This is a genomic window from Streptomyces sp. BBFR51 (assembly GCF_044591655.1).
Taxonomy (GTDB): domain Bacteria; phylum Actinomycetota; class Actinomycetes; order Streptomycetales; family Streptomycetaceae; genus Streptomyces.
In genome coordinates, this window is the sequence record NZ_CP172448.1 from 7,312,564 (window position 1) to 7,325,657 (window position 13,094).

14 protein-coding genes are annotated in these 13,094 nt (G+C 73.9%); 7 read left to right on the plus strand and 7 right to left on the minus strand.

Features of this window, described 5'->3' with window-relative positions; all coding sequences use genetic code 11:
* Window positions 1-193 precede the first annotated feature (193 nt).
* Window positions 194-1,207, plus strand: coding sequence for a multicopper oxidase domain-containing protein (locus ACGH7X_RS33165; protein ID WP_399892345.1), 1,014 nt, complete (start codon window positions 194-196; stop codon window positions 1,205-1,207).
* Window positions 1,208-1,273: 66 nt separating this feature from the next.
* Window positions 1,274-2,395 carry a LacI family DNA-binding transcriptional regulator gene (locus tag ACGH7X_RS33170; protein ID WP_399892348.1) on the plus strand — a complete coding sequence of 374 codons (1,122 nt, stop codon included), beginning with the start codon at window positions 1,274-1,276 and terminating at the stop codon, window positions 2,393-2,395.
* A gap of 68 nt (window positions 2,396-2,463) precedes the next feature.
* Here ACGH7X_RS33170 and ACGH7X_RS33175 read toward each other — a convergent pair whose 3' ends face one another.
* Window positions 2,464-3,249 carry a VOC family protein gene (locus tag ACGH7X_RS33175; protein WP_399892351.1) on the minus strand — a complete coding sequence of 262 codons (786 nt, stop codon included), beginning with the start codon at window positions 3,247-3,249 and terminating at the stop codon, window positions 2,464-2,466.
* 203 nt (window positions 3,250-3,452) lie between these two features.
* Here ACGH7X_RS33175 and ACGH7X_RS33180 point away from each other — a divergent pair, with 203 nt between their 5' ends.
* Both ACGH7X_RS33180 and ACGH7X_RS33185 read left to right on the plus strand, forming a co-directional pair.
* Window positions 3,453-3,698 carry a WhiB family transcriptional regulator gene (locus ACGH7X_RS33180; protein ID WP_399892354.1) on the plus strand — a complete coding sequence of 82 codons (246 nt, stop codon included), beginning with the start codon at window positions 3,453-3,455 and terminating at the stop codon, window positions 3,696-3,698.
* Between the two features lie 103 nt (window positions 3,699-3,801).
* Window positions 3,802-7,161 (plus strand): hypothetical protein, encoded by a 3,360-nt coding sequence (locus tag ACGH7X_RS33185; protein WP_399892357.1) that lies wholly within the window; start codon window positions 3,802-3,804, stop codon window positions 7,159-7,161.
* Window positions 7,162-7,198: 37 nt separating this feature from the next.
* Here the strand turns inward: ACGH7X_RS33185 and ACGH7X_RS33190 are convergent, their stop codons facing one another.
* The 3 genes from ACGH7X_RS33190 to mmpA form a co-directional block, all read right to left on the minus strand.
* Complete coding sequence (locus ACGH7X_RS33190) at window positions 7,199-8,173, minus strand: acyl-ACP desaturase (protein ID WP_399892360.1); 975 nt, start codon at window positions 8,171-8,173, stop codon at window positions 7,199-7,201.
* Window positions 8,174-8,380: 207 nt separating this feature from the next.
* Window positions 8,381-9,157 carry a dimethylargininase gene (ddaH, locus tag ACGH7X_RS33195; protein ID WP_399892363.1) on the minus strand — a complete coding sequence of 259 codons (777 nt, stop codon included), beginning with the start codon at window positions 9,155-9,157 and terminating at the stop codon, window positions 8,381-8,383.
* 162 nt (window positions 9,158-9,319) lie between these two features.
* Entirely contained in the window at window positions 9,320-9,466 is a 147-nt protein-coding gene (gene mmpA, locus ACGH7X_RS33200) for a morphogenic membrane protein MmpA (protein WP_399892366.1), read from the minus strand.
* A 183-nt stretch (window positions 9,467-9,649) separates the two neighbouring features.
* On the opposite strand from mmpA, the gene ACGH7X_RS33205 reads away from it, so the two are divergent.
* Window positions 9,650-9,844: a hypothetical protein gene (locus ACGH7X_RS33205; RefSeq protein WP_399892369.1), complete on the plus strand. Its 195-nt coding sequence runs from the start codon at window positions 9,650-9,652 to the stop codon at window positions 9,842-9,844.
* On the opposite strand, the gene ACGH7X_RS33210 is transcribed toward ACGH7X_RS33205, so the two are convergent.
* Entirely contained in the window at window positions 9,832-10,536 is a 705-nt protein-coding gene (locus ACGH7X_RS33210) for an endonuclease V (protein WP_399892372.1), read from the minus strand. The two genes, ACGH7X_RS33205 and ACGH7X_RS33210, sit on opposite strands and share 13 nt — an antisense overlap.
* Before the next feature lie 59 nt (window positions 10,537-10,595).
* Between ACGH7X_RS33210 and ACGH7X_RS33215 the strand changes: the two genes are divergently transcribed.
* On the plus strand, window positions 10,596-10,892 hold the full coding sequence (locus ACGH7X_RS33215; RefSeq protein ID WP_399892375.1) for a YciI family protein: 297 nt from the start codon (window positions 10,596-10,598) through the stop codon (window positions 10,890-10,892).
* 12 nt (window positions 10,893-10,904) lie between these two features.
* Here ACGH7X_RS33215 and ACGH7X_RS33220 read toward each other — a convergent pair whose 3' ends face one another.
* On the minus strand, window positions 10,905-11,234 hold the full coding sequence (locus tag ACGH7X_RS33220) for a plasmid stabilization protein (protein ID WP_399892378.1): 330 nt from the start codon (window positions 11,232-11,234) through the stop codon (window positions 10,905-10,907).
* 72 nt (window positions 11,235-11,306) lie between these two features.
* Window positions 11,307-12,413 carry a WD40/YVTN/BNR-like repeat-containing protein gene (locus tag ACGH7X_RS33225; RefSeq protein ID WP_399892381.1) on the minus strand — a complete coding sequence of 369 codons (1,107 nt, stop codon included), beginning with the start codon at window positions 12,411-12,413 and terminating at the stop codon, window positions 11,307-11,309.
* A 264-nt stretch (window positions 12,414-12,677) separates the two neighbouring features.
* Here ACGH7X_RS33225 and ACGH7X_RS33230 point away from each other — a divergent pair, with 264 nt between their 5' ends.
* Window positions 12,678-13,094, plus strand: a complete 417-nt coding sequence (locus ACGH7X_RS33230; protein WP_399892384.1) for an SsgA family sporulation/cell division regulator — start codon at window positions 12,678-12,680, stop codon at window positions 13,092-13,094.

Genomic DNA, 13,094 nt, shown 5'->3' on the forward strand with positions numbered 1-13,094 from the left:
TCCTCGGTCACGGCAGCAGCGCCAAGGAAGCTAGACCTCTTTGCGTGGTTCGCCAATAGGTATGACCGGGATCGAACGAACTTTGTCCTGAGTGTGGATAAACACGGCGGCAACCGGTACGGTCCCACAGGTTCATCACAGCCAATCAGGCCATGAGTCTGCGCAAATTCCGTATCGGCGTGGGGAGTTCGGCATGGACAGGCGAGGCTTCAACCGACGCGTACTGCTGGGCGGCGCGGCCGTCGCGACATCGTTGTCCATCGCCCCGGAGACCGCGGGCGCGGCCGCCGCCAAGGGAGTCACCGCCAAGACGGCGCCGGCCGGGGGCGAGGTGAGACACCTCAAGATGTACGCCGAGAAGCTGGCCGACGGACAGATGGGCTACGGCTTCGAGAAGGGCAAGGCGTCGGTCCCGGGCCCGCTGATCGAGCTGAACGAGGGCGACACGCTGCACATCGAGTTCACGAACACGATGGACGTACGGGCCAGCCTGCACGTCCACGGCCTGGACTACGAGATCTCCAGCGACGGCACGGCGATGAACAAGAGCGACGTCGAACCGGGCGGCACCCGCACCTACACCTGGCGCACCCACAAACCCGGCCGACGCGACGACGGCACCTGGCGGCCGGGCAGCGCGGGCTACTGGCACTACCACGACCACGTAGTCGGCACCGAGCACGGCACCGGGGGCATCCGCAACGGCCTGTACGGCCCGGTGATCGTGCGCCGCAAGGGCGACGTGCTGCCCGACGCCACCCACACGATCGTCTTCAACGACATGACCATCAACAACCGCAAGCCGCACACCGGCCCCGACTTCGAGGCCACCGTGGGCGACCGCGTCGAGATCGTCATGATCACGCACGGCGAGTACTACCACACCTTCCACATGCACGGTCACCGCTGGGCGGACAACCGCACCGGCATGCTCACCGGCCCCGACGACCCGACCCGGGTGATCGACAACAAGATCACCGGCCCGGCCGACTCCTTCGGCTTCCAGATCGTCGCGGGGGAGGGAGTGGGCGCCGGGGCGTGGATGTACCACTGCCATGTGCAGAGCCACTCCGACATGGGGATGGTGGGACTGTTCCTGGTGAAGAAGCCGGACGGCACGATCCCCGGGTACGAGCCGCACGAGCACGGCGCGGCGGCCGAGGGGAGCGGGGAGGCGGCCGGCGAGGACACCGCGCACCACCACTGAGGAGCACTCGCTGCCGCCCGACGGCCTGCCGCTATCCTGAGCCGCAGCCGCCGAGGAGGAGCGCCCGTGACCGAGACCGCGCCGCGTCCCACGCTCGAGGCCGTGGCCGAACGCGCCGGGGTCTCACGGGCCACCGTGTCCCGCGTGGTCAACGGGGCGCACGGGGTGCGGGAAGCGCTGGCCGAACGAGTCCGGCGCGCGGTGGAGGAACTCGGCTACGTGCCCAACCAGGCCGCCCGCTCCCTGGTGACCCGGCGCCACGACGCGGTCGCCGTCGTCGCCGCCGAACCGGAGACGCGGGTCTTCGCGGACCCCTACTTCGCCCAGCAACTGCGCGGCATCAGCAAGGAACTGACGGCCCACGACAGTCAACTCGTCCTGCTGCTCACCGAGGGCCGTGAGGACCACGCGCGCGTCGGCCGCTACCTGGCCGGTGGCCACGTCGACGGCGCCCTCGTCTTCTCCCTGCACCTGCACGACCCGCTGCCCGGGCTGGTGCGCAGCGCCGGTGTGCCGACCGTGTTCGGCGGGCGCCCCGACTGGGAGGACGGCCGGGACGACGTGGTCTACGTGGACAGCGACAACCGCGGCGGGGCCCGCGCCGCCGTCCGCCACCTGGCCGGGCTGGGCCGCACCCGCATCGCGCACATCACCGGGCCGCTCGACCAGACCTCGGCCGCCGACCGGCTCGCGGGCTTCCGCGAGGTCCGGCCCGGCGCCGACGCCGGGCTGATCGCGCGGGGGGACTTCACCTCGGGCGGCGGGGAGCGGGCGATGCGGGAACTGCTCGACCGGTGCCCCGACCTGGACGCCGTGTTCGCGGCCAACGACCTCACCGCGGCGGGCGCCCTGCGGGTGCTGCGCGAGCGCGGACGCCGGGTGCCGGACGACGTGGCCGTGGTGGGCTTCGACGACATGCTGCCCGTCGCCGAGCAGACCGACCCGCCGCTGACCACCGTCCGCCAGGACATCGAGGAGATGGGCCGGCTGATGGCCCGTCTGCTGCTGCGCGGCCTGGACCGCGGCGCGGCCGCCGACGGCCGGGAGGACAGCCCCGAGACCTCAGAGACCGCAGAGACCTCAGAGACCTCCGGGGCCTCCCGGACCTCCCAGGACTCCGGTGCCCCGGCAAGCACCGCATCCGGCGTGATCCTGCCGACCACCCTGGTCCACCGCGCGACGGCGTGAGCACCGGCGCCGGACGGCCCCTGCGCCCCGGACGCCCCCGACGCCCCGACGCCCCGACGCCCCGAGGCCTACGCCTGACGCGGCATCGGCCTGAGCACCGCGAACCGGGCGCCGTACGGGTCGGCGAGGCCGGCGACGCGGCCCACCCCCTCGATGTCCGTCGCGGGCATCCGCACCGCACCGCCCAGCTCCCGGGTCCGGGCGACCGCGGCGTCCGCGTCCTCGACCGCGAAGTACGGCAGCCACCCGGCTTCCGTGTCCGCCGGGTCCTCGGCGAGCGGGACGACGCCGCCGAACATGGCCTCCTCGCCCTCGCCGGCCGGATTGACGCAGGTGTAGGAGCCGCCGGGGAGGGAGACTCCGGAGGTCTCCAGGCCCAGCACCGACCGGTAGTACGCGGCGGCGGCCGCGATGTCGGCCGTGTGCAGCTCGACCCAGCACAGCGCGTTCGTCTCGCCGGCCGCGTCCAGGCCGGTGCGCCGCCCCGGCTGCCAGATGCCGAACGGCACCCCGGCCCGGTCGGCGAGGATCGCCATGGTGCCCTGGTCCATGACGTCCATCGGCCGCACGAGGACACCGCCGTGGGCCTGCTCGGAGGCCTGTGCGGCGCCCTCGGCGTCCGGAACCTGGAAGTAGACGGTCCAGGACGGCGGGCCCTGATCCTCGGTGGTTTGCATGCCTGCGGCCACGATCCGGCCGTCCAGTTCGAAGAAGCCGTAGCCGCCTGTCTCCGGCCCCGCCGACCGGAACCGCCAGCCGAAGAGGCCGCCGTAGAAGGAGGTGGCGCCGTCGAGGTCGGAGGTGCCGACGTCGAGCCAGTTCGGAGCGCCGGTGACGAAACGGGTGGTGAGCATGATCGCCCTCCTTGGAAGGGCCCCGGGTAGGGTCCCGTTGCCTGCACTGCCGAGTCTTCCACCGACGACTGGCCGTCGCTTCCGCGCGCCGCCGTGCGCCGCCGTGCGCGGCGCAGGACCATCTGATCGGCTGCGGGTGCCGCACGCGCGGCGTTGATCCCGCGTTGATCGAATGTTTTTCGCCGCCGGGCACGCTCCTGTCCATGTACATCGAGATGACCGAGACGCCCGACCTCAGCTGGCAGGAGGAGGCGTTGTGCGCACAGACCGGGGGAGACTTCTTCTTCCCCGAGCCCGGCAGCTCCGTACGGGACGCCAAGCGGATCTGCGGCCTGTGTCCGATCCGCTCGGCCTGCCTGGAGTTCGCGCTGAACAACGACGAGCGCTTCGGCGTCTGGGGCGGACTGTCGGAGAAGGAGCGGCTGGCCCTGCGGCGCGCGACGCGCTGAGTGCGCCCCGCTGGTCACGGCGCCCACCCCGCCGCTGACGTGGACGCCCGCCCGCACCCGTAATTCGCTGTGCCGCACCCGCCCCGGCAGGCACAATCCCCGCATGTCCCCAACCGCCGCACAGCACGAGGCCGAGAGCCTGCTGCACGCCCTCGATCCGCTCGCCCACCCGCGGCGCATGCGGGAACTCGTGGCGCGGGTAAGGGAGTCGGTCGACCCGCGGCCCGTGCTCGCCGAGCTCGAACGCCACGGCAGCCACGGACGCCGGCTCGCCGTCGTCGCCGCGTCCGCCGCGGGCGACACCGGGTGGATCGCGGACCGGATTGCCGACCCCGACCCGTACGTGCGCGGTCACGCCCTGCGCGTCGCCGACAGCCTGGGTGTGCCGGACGCGGCCTTCGAGGCGGGGCTCGCCGACGCCCCCGAGGCGGTCCGCCGGGGCCTGCTGCGCGCCGTCGTGGCCGGCGGGCGCACCGCCCTCGCCGACCGGCTGGTCGACGGTCTGCGCCGCGACTGGGGCGACACCGAGGCGACCCGTCTGCTGCCGGGCTGCACCGCGCCGACGGTCGCCCGGCTGCTGCCCGGCCTGCTGTACGCCGTCCGGGCCTGGAGCCCGCTGGCCAAGCGCCACCACGCGGCGCTGTTCGCCGTGCTGGAGGCCGAACTGACCGCGCAGCCCGAGGCCCTGCGCGACATCTGGTGGGGCCGGTACGCGCCCGCGGTGGCCACGCTCGCGTCCGCCGAGCCCGCGCGGGTGCTGGCGATGCTGGCGGAGCGGGGACCGAGCCGCCTGCCGTACGCACTGCGCGCTCACCTCCCGGCGTTCGCCGCCGCCGACCCGCGGCGCGTGCTGCGGCTGCTGCCCACACCTGCCTGGGCCCCCGTCGTCGGCGTCCACCGGCTGGGACGCACCGTGCTGTACCGGCTGACCCGCACGGACTCGCCCGAACTCGTCGCCTACGCCCGCGTCCTGCTGCCCCACGGCGATTTTCCCAAGCTGCTGAAAGCGCTCCCGCCCGCCCGGCGCCACGACCTGTGGACGGCCGTGCGCGAAGGGCGGGGACCCGGCACGGCCGACGTCGACGAGCAGCTGCTGGAGGTGCTGCCGCGCCGCCACGCCGCGCGCGAGGCCCGGGAGGCGGCCGCCCGCGCGCGTGAGGCCGGTGCCGGCGAGAACACGGTCCTCGTCGCCGAGTCCTTCCTCCCGGCGGCCGAGGTCCACGACCGGCTGCTGACCGCCACCGGGCGTCCGGACGCCGACGATCGCGCCTGGGCCTGGCCCCTGCTGATCAACAACGCCGCGCGCTCCGGCGACCCGGCCGCCGTCACCGTCGTACTGAAGGACATGGCGCGGCTGCGCAACGAACAGGACCCGGTGCGCTCCGCCGCGCTGCGGGTGGCGCGCGCCGTCCCGGCCGCCCTGTTCACCGAGGACGCCGCCGAGCACCTGGACCGGCTCGCCACCGACGCCGTCGAGGCCCGCGACTCCTCACCCGGCACCCGCCGGCTGCTCGGCGAACTCGCCCTCGCCGTGCTGCGCGAGCACGCGGCGGGCGGCACGCGCACGCTGGTGAACTGGGCCCTGCGCACCCTCGTCCGGATATCCGGCACCACCGGCGGCGCCGACCTCGGCCGCCTCGACCGCACCCTGCGGCGCGGCCAGGAGCACCAGGTGTACGAGGCGTTGCGCCCGTGGATCGAGGCGGGCGCCGAGAAGGCCGACTACGGACTCGTCTTCGCGCTCGCCCGCGCGGTGGGCCCCCGCGCCGCCGGGATGCCGGAACTCCAGGACCTGCTGTGGCAGGCCGTCCGGTACGGCAACGACACCACCGCCCGCACCGCGATCGGCCTGTGGCTCGAACCGTCCGCCACCCGCGACGAACGCGCCGCCCGCGTCCTCGCGCACGAACCGTCGGCGGCCGCGCTGGCGCCGGTGCGCGCGGTGGTCGTCCGGCGCCGCACCGACCTGCTCGACCCGCTGCTCGCCGAGGCGCCGCCGTACGGCCGCTTCCTGACCAAGGGCACCCCCTGGTCCGTACCGGTGGCCGCGCACGAGGTGAGCCGGTGGGTGCCGCGGCAGCAGTCCGCGCTGCTGCGCCGGTACGCCGCCCTGGCCGCCGACGCCGGGCTGCCACTGTACGCGCGGGCGAGCGCCCTCACGTGGGCCGCCGCCGTGCCCGACGGCGGTGCCGACCTCCTGCGCCGCTGGACCGGATCGGCGGACGTCGTCCTCGCCGAGGCCGCGCTCGCCGCCCTGGCCCGCACCGACGAGGCCGCGGACGCGCTGCCCGAGCTGCTGGCGCACGCCGGCGGCGACCGGGCCCGCGTCGCCGTGTACGCGGTCACCCAGGCGTCCCGGCAGGCCCGCCCGTCGAGCCTGGCCGGGCTGCTGCGGGAGGTCCTGCGGGCGCCGGACGCCAAGGTGACCAGCCGTAAGGAAGCGGTCCGGCTGGCGGCGGTCCGCCTCCCCGTGCCGGACGCCGCGGCCCTGATCAGCGAGGTCTACGCCCGCCCGGGAACCCACCCGGACGTACGCGCCGCCTGTGTCGCCTTCGCCGACGGGCTGCTCGCACGGGAGGAGACCTGGGAACTGCTGCACGACGCGGCACACGGCGCGCCGGTCCTGCGGGCGGCCCTGCTGCGGGCGGTGCCGCAGAACCTGCCCGAGGTCCACCGCGGCCGGTACGCCCGCCTGGTGCGCGACGTCGCCGTCACCGACGACCCCGCCACCGCGCTCCTCGCCTTCCACGCCCTGGCCCACTGGATCCCCTGGTCGGCCGAGGAGGCCGGGGTGCTGGCCGGGGCCGTCACGGACCTCACGAACCGGGGGACCTGGCACGCGGCGGCCAACGCCCTGATCAGCGTGGCGTCGAGCGCGCCGGAGGGCCTGGCCGGGCTGCTGGACGCCCTGCACGCGCTGGCCGGGGCGGAGGCCGACGAGGACAGCGACGCGGGGGAGCGGCGGGACCGGCCGGCCCGCCGGCGCGTCGAGTACCTCGTCGCCGGACTCGCGTCGAGCGGCCCGGGCTCCGAGGCGGCCGTCCGCCCGGCCGCGCTCGCCGCCGCCGAGCTGCTCTCCGCCTACGACGCCCACGTGGCGCAGGTCGCCGTGCTCGCGGCGCACCACGTCGACCTGACCGCCCTGCCGCCGCGCCTGGACCGGGTGACCGCCCTGGCCGGACCCGACCGCCCGGCACTCGCCGCGCGGATCGCCGACGAGGTCGGCGGGCGCCTGCAGACTCGGGAGCTGCCGGGCGACGCCGCGGTGCTGCTCGCCGAGGCCACGGCCCTGGCCGGGCACGGAGGCCATGCCCAGGGACTCATGGCCGTCGCCGTCACCGGCGCGGTCGGCGGCCGCGAGGACTGGCCCGCGCCGTGGCGCGCACTGCTGCGCGCCCTGCGCCGCCATCCGGTCCCCGACGTGCGCGACGCGGCACTGGAGGAGACGACGGTCTACGAGTGACGGCGGTCCCGGGTGACGGCTGCGCGGGAGGGTGCGGTCAGCCCGCCTTCCGGGCCGCCATCCGGGCCTTGCGCGCCGCGAGCTTCTCGTCGAACTTCGCGGCCTCGGCGTCGAGGCCGCCCATGTAGAGGCCCAGTTCCTCCTGGGCCGCCTGCCCGTCGGGACCGAGCCCGTCGATCTCCATGATCTTCAGGAAGCGGAGCACGGGCTGGATCACGTCGTCGTGGTGGATGCGCAGGTTGTAGACCTCGCCGATCGCCATCTGCGCGGCGGCCCGCTCGAAGCCGGGCATGCCGTGACCGGGCATCCGGAAGTTCACGACCACGTCCCGCACCGCCTGCATCGTCAGGTCGGGCGCCAGCTCGAAGGCCGCCTTGAGGAGGTTCCGGTAGAAGACCATGTGCAGGTTCTCGTCGGTCGCGATGCGGGCCAGCATGCGGTCGCAGACCGGGTCTCCGGACTGGTGGCCCGTGTTGCGGTGCGAGATGCGGGTGGCCAGCTCCTGGAAGGCCACGTAGGCCACCGAGTGCAGCATCGAGTGCCGGTTGTCCGACTCGAAGCCCTCGCTCATGTGGGCCATGCGGAACTGCTCCAGCTTGTCCGGGTCGACCGCGCGCGAGGCGAGCAGGTAGTCGCGCATGACGATGCCGTGCCGGCCCTCCTCGGCGGTCCAGCGGTGCACCCAGGTGCCCCAGGCGCCGTCGCGGCCGAAGAGGCTGGCGATCTCGTGGTGGTAGCTGGGGAGGTTGTCCTCCGTCAGGAGGTTCACCACGAGGGCGATGCGGCCGATCTCGGTGACCTTGGACTGGTCCTTCTCCCAGGCCTCGCCGTCCTCGAAGATCCCCGGGAAGTTCCGTCCGTCGGTCCACGGCACGTACTCGTGCGGCATCCAGTCCTTGGCGACCTTCAGATGCCGGTTGAGTTCCTGCTCGACCACTTCCTCCAGCGCGTACAGCAGCCGGGCGTCGGTCCATTCTGCGGAAGTGCCGAGGTGCGGGGAGACGATCGTCACGAAGAACTCCAGGGGGACGTGCGACAGTGCGGAGTGGCCGGCGAGCGGTGCCGGGAACCTACGGGATCGTAGGCTACGAAACCGTAGGTTACGAGACCGTAGGTTAAACGCACTGTAAAGGTCGCTGATCAGCAGCCGTTCGGCGGGGCCCGGGAATGCCCCGAGAGTCGCAGGTCCCGCGGCCGCGGGGGTGCCGCGCGTCAGGACTCAGGCGTACAACTCGCGCAGCCGGACCGAGAGGCACGTCACACAGCCCTCGAGCTTCTCGAACTCGCCGATGTCGACGACCACCGGCTCGTGGCCGAGGTCGGCGAGCAGCTCCGCCGTCTTGGGCGCACTGGCCGCCATCAGCAGCCTGCCGCCGCCGAGCAGCACCACGTGTGCCCCCGACTCCTCGGGCACCGGCAGGAACCGCGGGAACAGCGACGGCACGTCCGTCATCGGGATGTGCCCGATCACCGTCCCGTCCGGCAGCGCGGTGACCGCCGACTTCAGGTGCAGCACCTTGCTCACGGGCACCGCCACGACCCGGGCGCCCAGCGGCTCGAACGCCGCCCGCAGCTGCTGGACGCCGGCCGCGTTGGTGCGCCCGCCGCGTCCCACGTAGATCGTGTCGCCGATCTTCAGGACGTCGCCGCCGTCCAGGGTGCCCGGCTCCCAGACCCAGTTGACCGAGCAGCCGAGCCGGGCCACGGCCTCCTCGACGCCGGCCGTCTCCGCGCGCCGCGACTCGGCGCCGGGCCGCGTGATCAGCGCGACGTTCCGGAACAGGACGACCGTGTCCTCGACGAAGACCGAGTCCGGGCAGTCGTCGGCCGGGTCCACCTCCAGCGTCTCCCAGCCGTGCGCCCCCAGCGCCTCGACGTAGGCGTCCCACTGCTCGACCGCCAGGTCGTGATCGACCTTCTCCCGTTCGATGTGCGTCACCAGCCCTTCGGCGAGCCGGGGACTGGGGCGGCGGACGAGGGCCTTCTTGCTGGGCACGCGGGGCCTTTCGTATCGGCGCGGATCGGCGCGTATCGGCGTCGGCTGTCCGGCGCCCCTCACGCGGCGCCGGTGCGCCATCATGCAGCGCGGACCTGTGCGGACGGAACCCCCGGGGGCAGGTCCGGGGGCAGGTCCGGGGGCCGGTCCGGCCGGCGGGCCCTACCCCGACCACCCGGCGATCGTGTAGATCATCCCGCCGATCCAGGCCACCCCCGCGCCCACCGCCAGCACCAGTCCCGCGACCACCGCCCGCTCGACGGGCCGGGCCGGCTGGGCGGGGTACTCGGGTGCGCGGTGTGTCGTCATGCCCCTCAGCCTGCCGGTGGCCCGGGCGACGGCACATCCGTACGGATACTCAGATCATCCGAGTGCCCGCACCTCGGCTGCCGCCCGCACCGCGATTTGAGGCTTGCGCGCCCCTCTCTCGGCACCACCGGGAGCACCGCACGGCGAAGTGCCAAGAAGGACTTCAATGAAACCCTTGAAGGTATGAAGTTCCTTCTCGAAGTCACCATGGACGAGGGCGCGCTCGCCGAGGACCCCACGGGCGAGCTGCAACGGATCCTGCGGTACTGGGGCGGCAACCTGAAGCACTACGAGATGCGGCCCGGCGACGGTTCGGCGATCTACGACTCGGCGTACCAGGAGGTGGGCCGCTGGAGCGTCGAGGGTCAGGCCGAGTAGGCGGTGGCCGCCCGCAGGGCCGCGCGGCACAGGGCGTCGGCCCTGCGGGTGGTCTCCGGCAGCCGGTAGGCAGGGGCCAGGGCCAGCGTCTGGGCGCAGGCGTTGTCGAGGCTCACCCGGTGCCCGACGGAGACGAAGACCGGCTTGACGGCGTCGCGGGTACGGACCGCGCGCCCGACCTCCTCGGCGCCGGCGAGCAGCGGGGACGTGCTGCCGCGCGGGGCGCCCGGGTCGTCGTACGTGAAGGTGAACGGGTTCTTGGCGACGCCGATCGTGGGCAGTCCGGTGAGGACGCCCAGATGGCTCGCGAGGCCGAAGCGGCGCGGGTGGGCCAGGCCGTAGCCGTCGCAGACGACCAGGCCGGGCGCGCAGGGCAGCGCCTCCAGGGCGGCGAGGACGGTCGGGACCTCCCGGAAGGCGAGCAGGCCGGGCACGTAGGGGAAGGAGATCCGCCCGACGGCCGTGGCCTCGGCGACGACGGCGAGGGTCGCGGCGTCCAGCACGACGGCCGCCGCCGCGACGACGTCGCGTTCGTCGTCGTAGGCGACGTCCACGCCGGTCACCCGGCCGGTGCCGGGCGGCGGGCCGGGCTCGTCGAGCACCACGCGTGCGCGCAGTTCGTCCTGGACGGCGAGGGCCCGCTCCTCGGTCGCGGGCCAGCCGGCGGGGATCTGCACGGTCACGGTCGTCATCGTGGCCGCAAGCCTACGGGAGCCCGGGAGCCTCGTAGCCCCGGAGTAGGCTCACGATCATGTTCGTACTGGAGCTGTCCTACACCGCCCCGCTCGAAGCCGTCGACGCCGTGCTGGCGGACCACGTGGTCTGGCTGGACGAGCTGTACGAGCAGGGCGTGTTCCTGGCGTCCGGGCGCAAGGAGCCCCGCGACGGCGGGGTGATCGTCGCCGTCGCGCAGGACCGTGCGCGGATCGAGGAGATCACCGCGGGCGACCCGTTCGTCAGGGCCGGCGTGTGCGCGTACCGCGTCACCGAGTTCGTCGCCACGAAGACGGCACCGGCACTGGAGGGGTACCGCGAGACGCTCGGCTAGGAGCCGTCGGGCTCACTTGCCGAGGGCCCGCTGGAGCTCGCCCTTGTTCATGCTCGAACGGCCGTGGACGTCACGGCGCTTGGCCTCCTGGTAGAGCTGGTCGTAGGTGGGCCCCTGGGGCCCCTGCCGCTTCCCGGACCGCCGGCCGCCGCGCTTGCCCGGCGACATGTCCTGCGTCGACGTACGGCTGGCGGTCTTGGACTCGCCGGTCTGCGCGCGTTCCTTGTTCACCGTCCGGGCCGCGATCTCCTTGGCCCGGCCGGTGCGCTCGCCCCGCTCCTCGGCGCTGTCCTTGATGTGCTCGTACTGCCGCTCCCGTTTGGAGCTCGAACCGCGTGGCATGTCCGCTCACTTCCTCTCACGTTCAGCGAACGGTTACCCACGTTACGGACAAACACCCTGCCCCGCGCGGCGTCAGCGCTCCAGGCGGGCGACCCGGCCCTGCTCGCCCGCGGCCCAACAGCCCAGGTCCGGGGTGCAGTCCACGGTGTCGTACGACCCGGTGTCGACCGTGCGCCAGGTGTGCCCGCCGTCCGTGGTGAGGTCGGTGCCGGTGGGGCCGACGGCGAGGGCGGCGGTGCGGCTGTGCGGGAGCCAGGCGACGCCGGAGCGGTAGGCCGGGGGCGGCCGGTCGGCGGGGCGCCAGGTGCGGCCGGCGTCGGCGGTCCGGGCCGCCGCCCGCGGCGAGGCCTGGTCGGGGCGGAAGTCGCCGCCGACGGCGAGGCCGTGGGCGCGGTCGCGGAAGGCGAGGGCGAAGACGCCCCGGGCCGGGTCGCCGGCCGGGATCGGGGAGTCGGTGGCCGTCCAGGTGAGCCCGCGGTCGGCGGAGTGCAGCACACGCGCGCGTGCGGCGCCGCCGGTGGCCAGCCACACGTCCCGCGGCCCGGCGGAGACCAGGCACTGGCCACTGGCCGCGAACCCGGCCTCACCGTCCTGCGCGGCGGGCATCCCCTTGTCGGGCAGCACCTTCCAGGAGCGGCCGCCGTCGCTGGTCGACAGGATGCGGAACCTCCCGTCCACCGGGTCGCTCATGGCGAGGCCGTGCCGCCGGTCGAAGAAGGTGAGGCAGTCGTAGAAGGCCCGCGCGTCGGTGTTGCGGAAGGACTCGGTCCAACTCGCCCCGCCGTCGTCGGTGCGGTAGACCCGGGACGCCTCGCCCTCACCGATGGCCAGGGCCACGGCCCGGCGGGCGTCGAAGGCCTCGACGTCCCGGAACTCCAGCTCGCCGGCGCCCGGTGGGGAGACGTCGCGCCACGTGTCGCCGCCGTCGGTGGTGCGCAGGACGGTGCCCCGCGTGCCTGCCACCCAGGCGGTGTGCCGGCTGACGGCCGCGAGACCCCGGAAGCGGACGTCGGACACTCCGGTGCCGGTGTCCTTCACCTCCCAGTGCGGCCGCTGGTGCGCCTGCGCGGGGGTGGCCGCCGTCAGCGCGGCCAGCGCGGCCGCGCACACGGCCACCGCGAGCGCCGGCCGTCCCCTGCGCCTGCCGCCGGTTCGAACGGGCCGTACCGTGCGTCGCATGCTTCCCAAGCGCCTCATGGCGGGCGAAGCTAGCCCACCCATGGTTCGCCGTCCAGAGGACCTCGACCGCCACGCGCGCGTGGCCACGAACGCCACAAGTGCCTTACGGGGCCCACGAGGAGAGCCGTGTCACTCCCGTGCATGAACGCGGTGACAGAGGTCACTCGCTCGTCGTGTGCACGGATTGGCTGATTCCGTCGTCTCTTCCAGTGCCCGGCCCGCACGACCCATGAGCCCGTCCAGCCGTCACGAGGGAGCAAGACGTTGTCCACCGTCATCGAGCAACCCGTCGAGGCGCGTCTTGTCGCCGCCGCGCCGCGCATGCCGAACATCCCCGCCACCCTGCACTACGACCGCGGTGACCCGTTCGCCGTCCGCATGACCTTCCCCGCCCCGGCCACCCTCGAGGGCGTGGAGGTCTGCTGGACCTTCTCCCGCGAGCTGCTCATCTCCGGGATGCGGGAGCCGGACGGTCACGGCGACGTTCGGGTGCGCCCGTACGGGTACGACCGCACGGTCCTGGAGTTCCACGCCCCCGAGGGCACGGCCGTGATCCATGTGCGGTCGGGCGAGCTGCGCCGGTTCCTGGAGGCCACCGGCGAGCTGGTGCCCGTGGGTCTTGAGCACCTCCAGCTGGACCTGGACCACGACCTTGCGGAGCTGTTGCGCGGGAGCTACTGA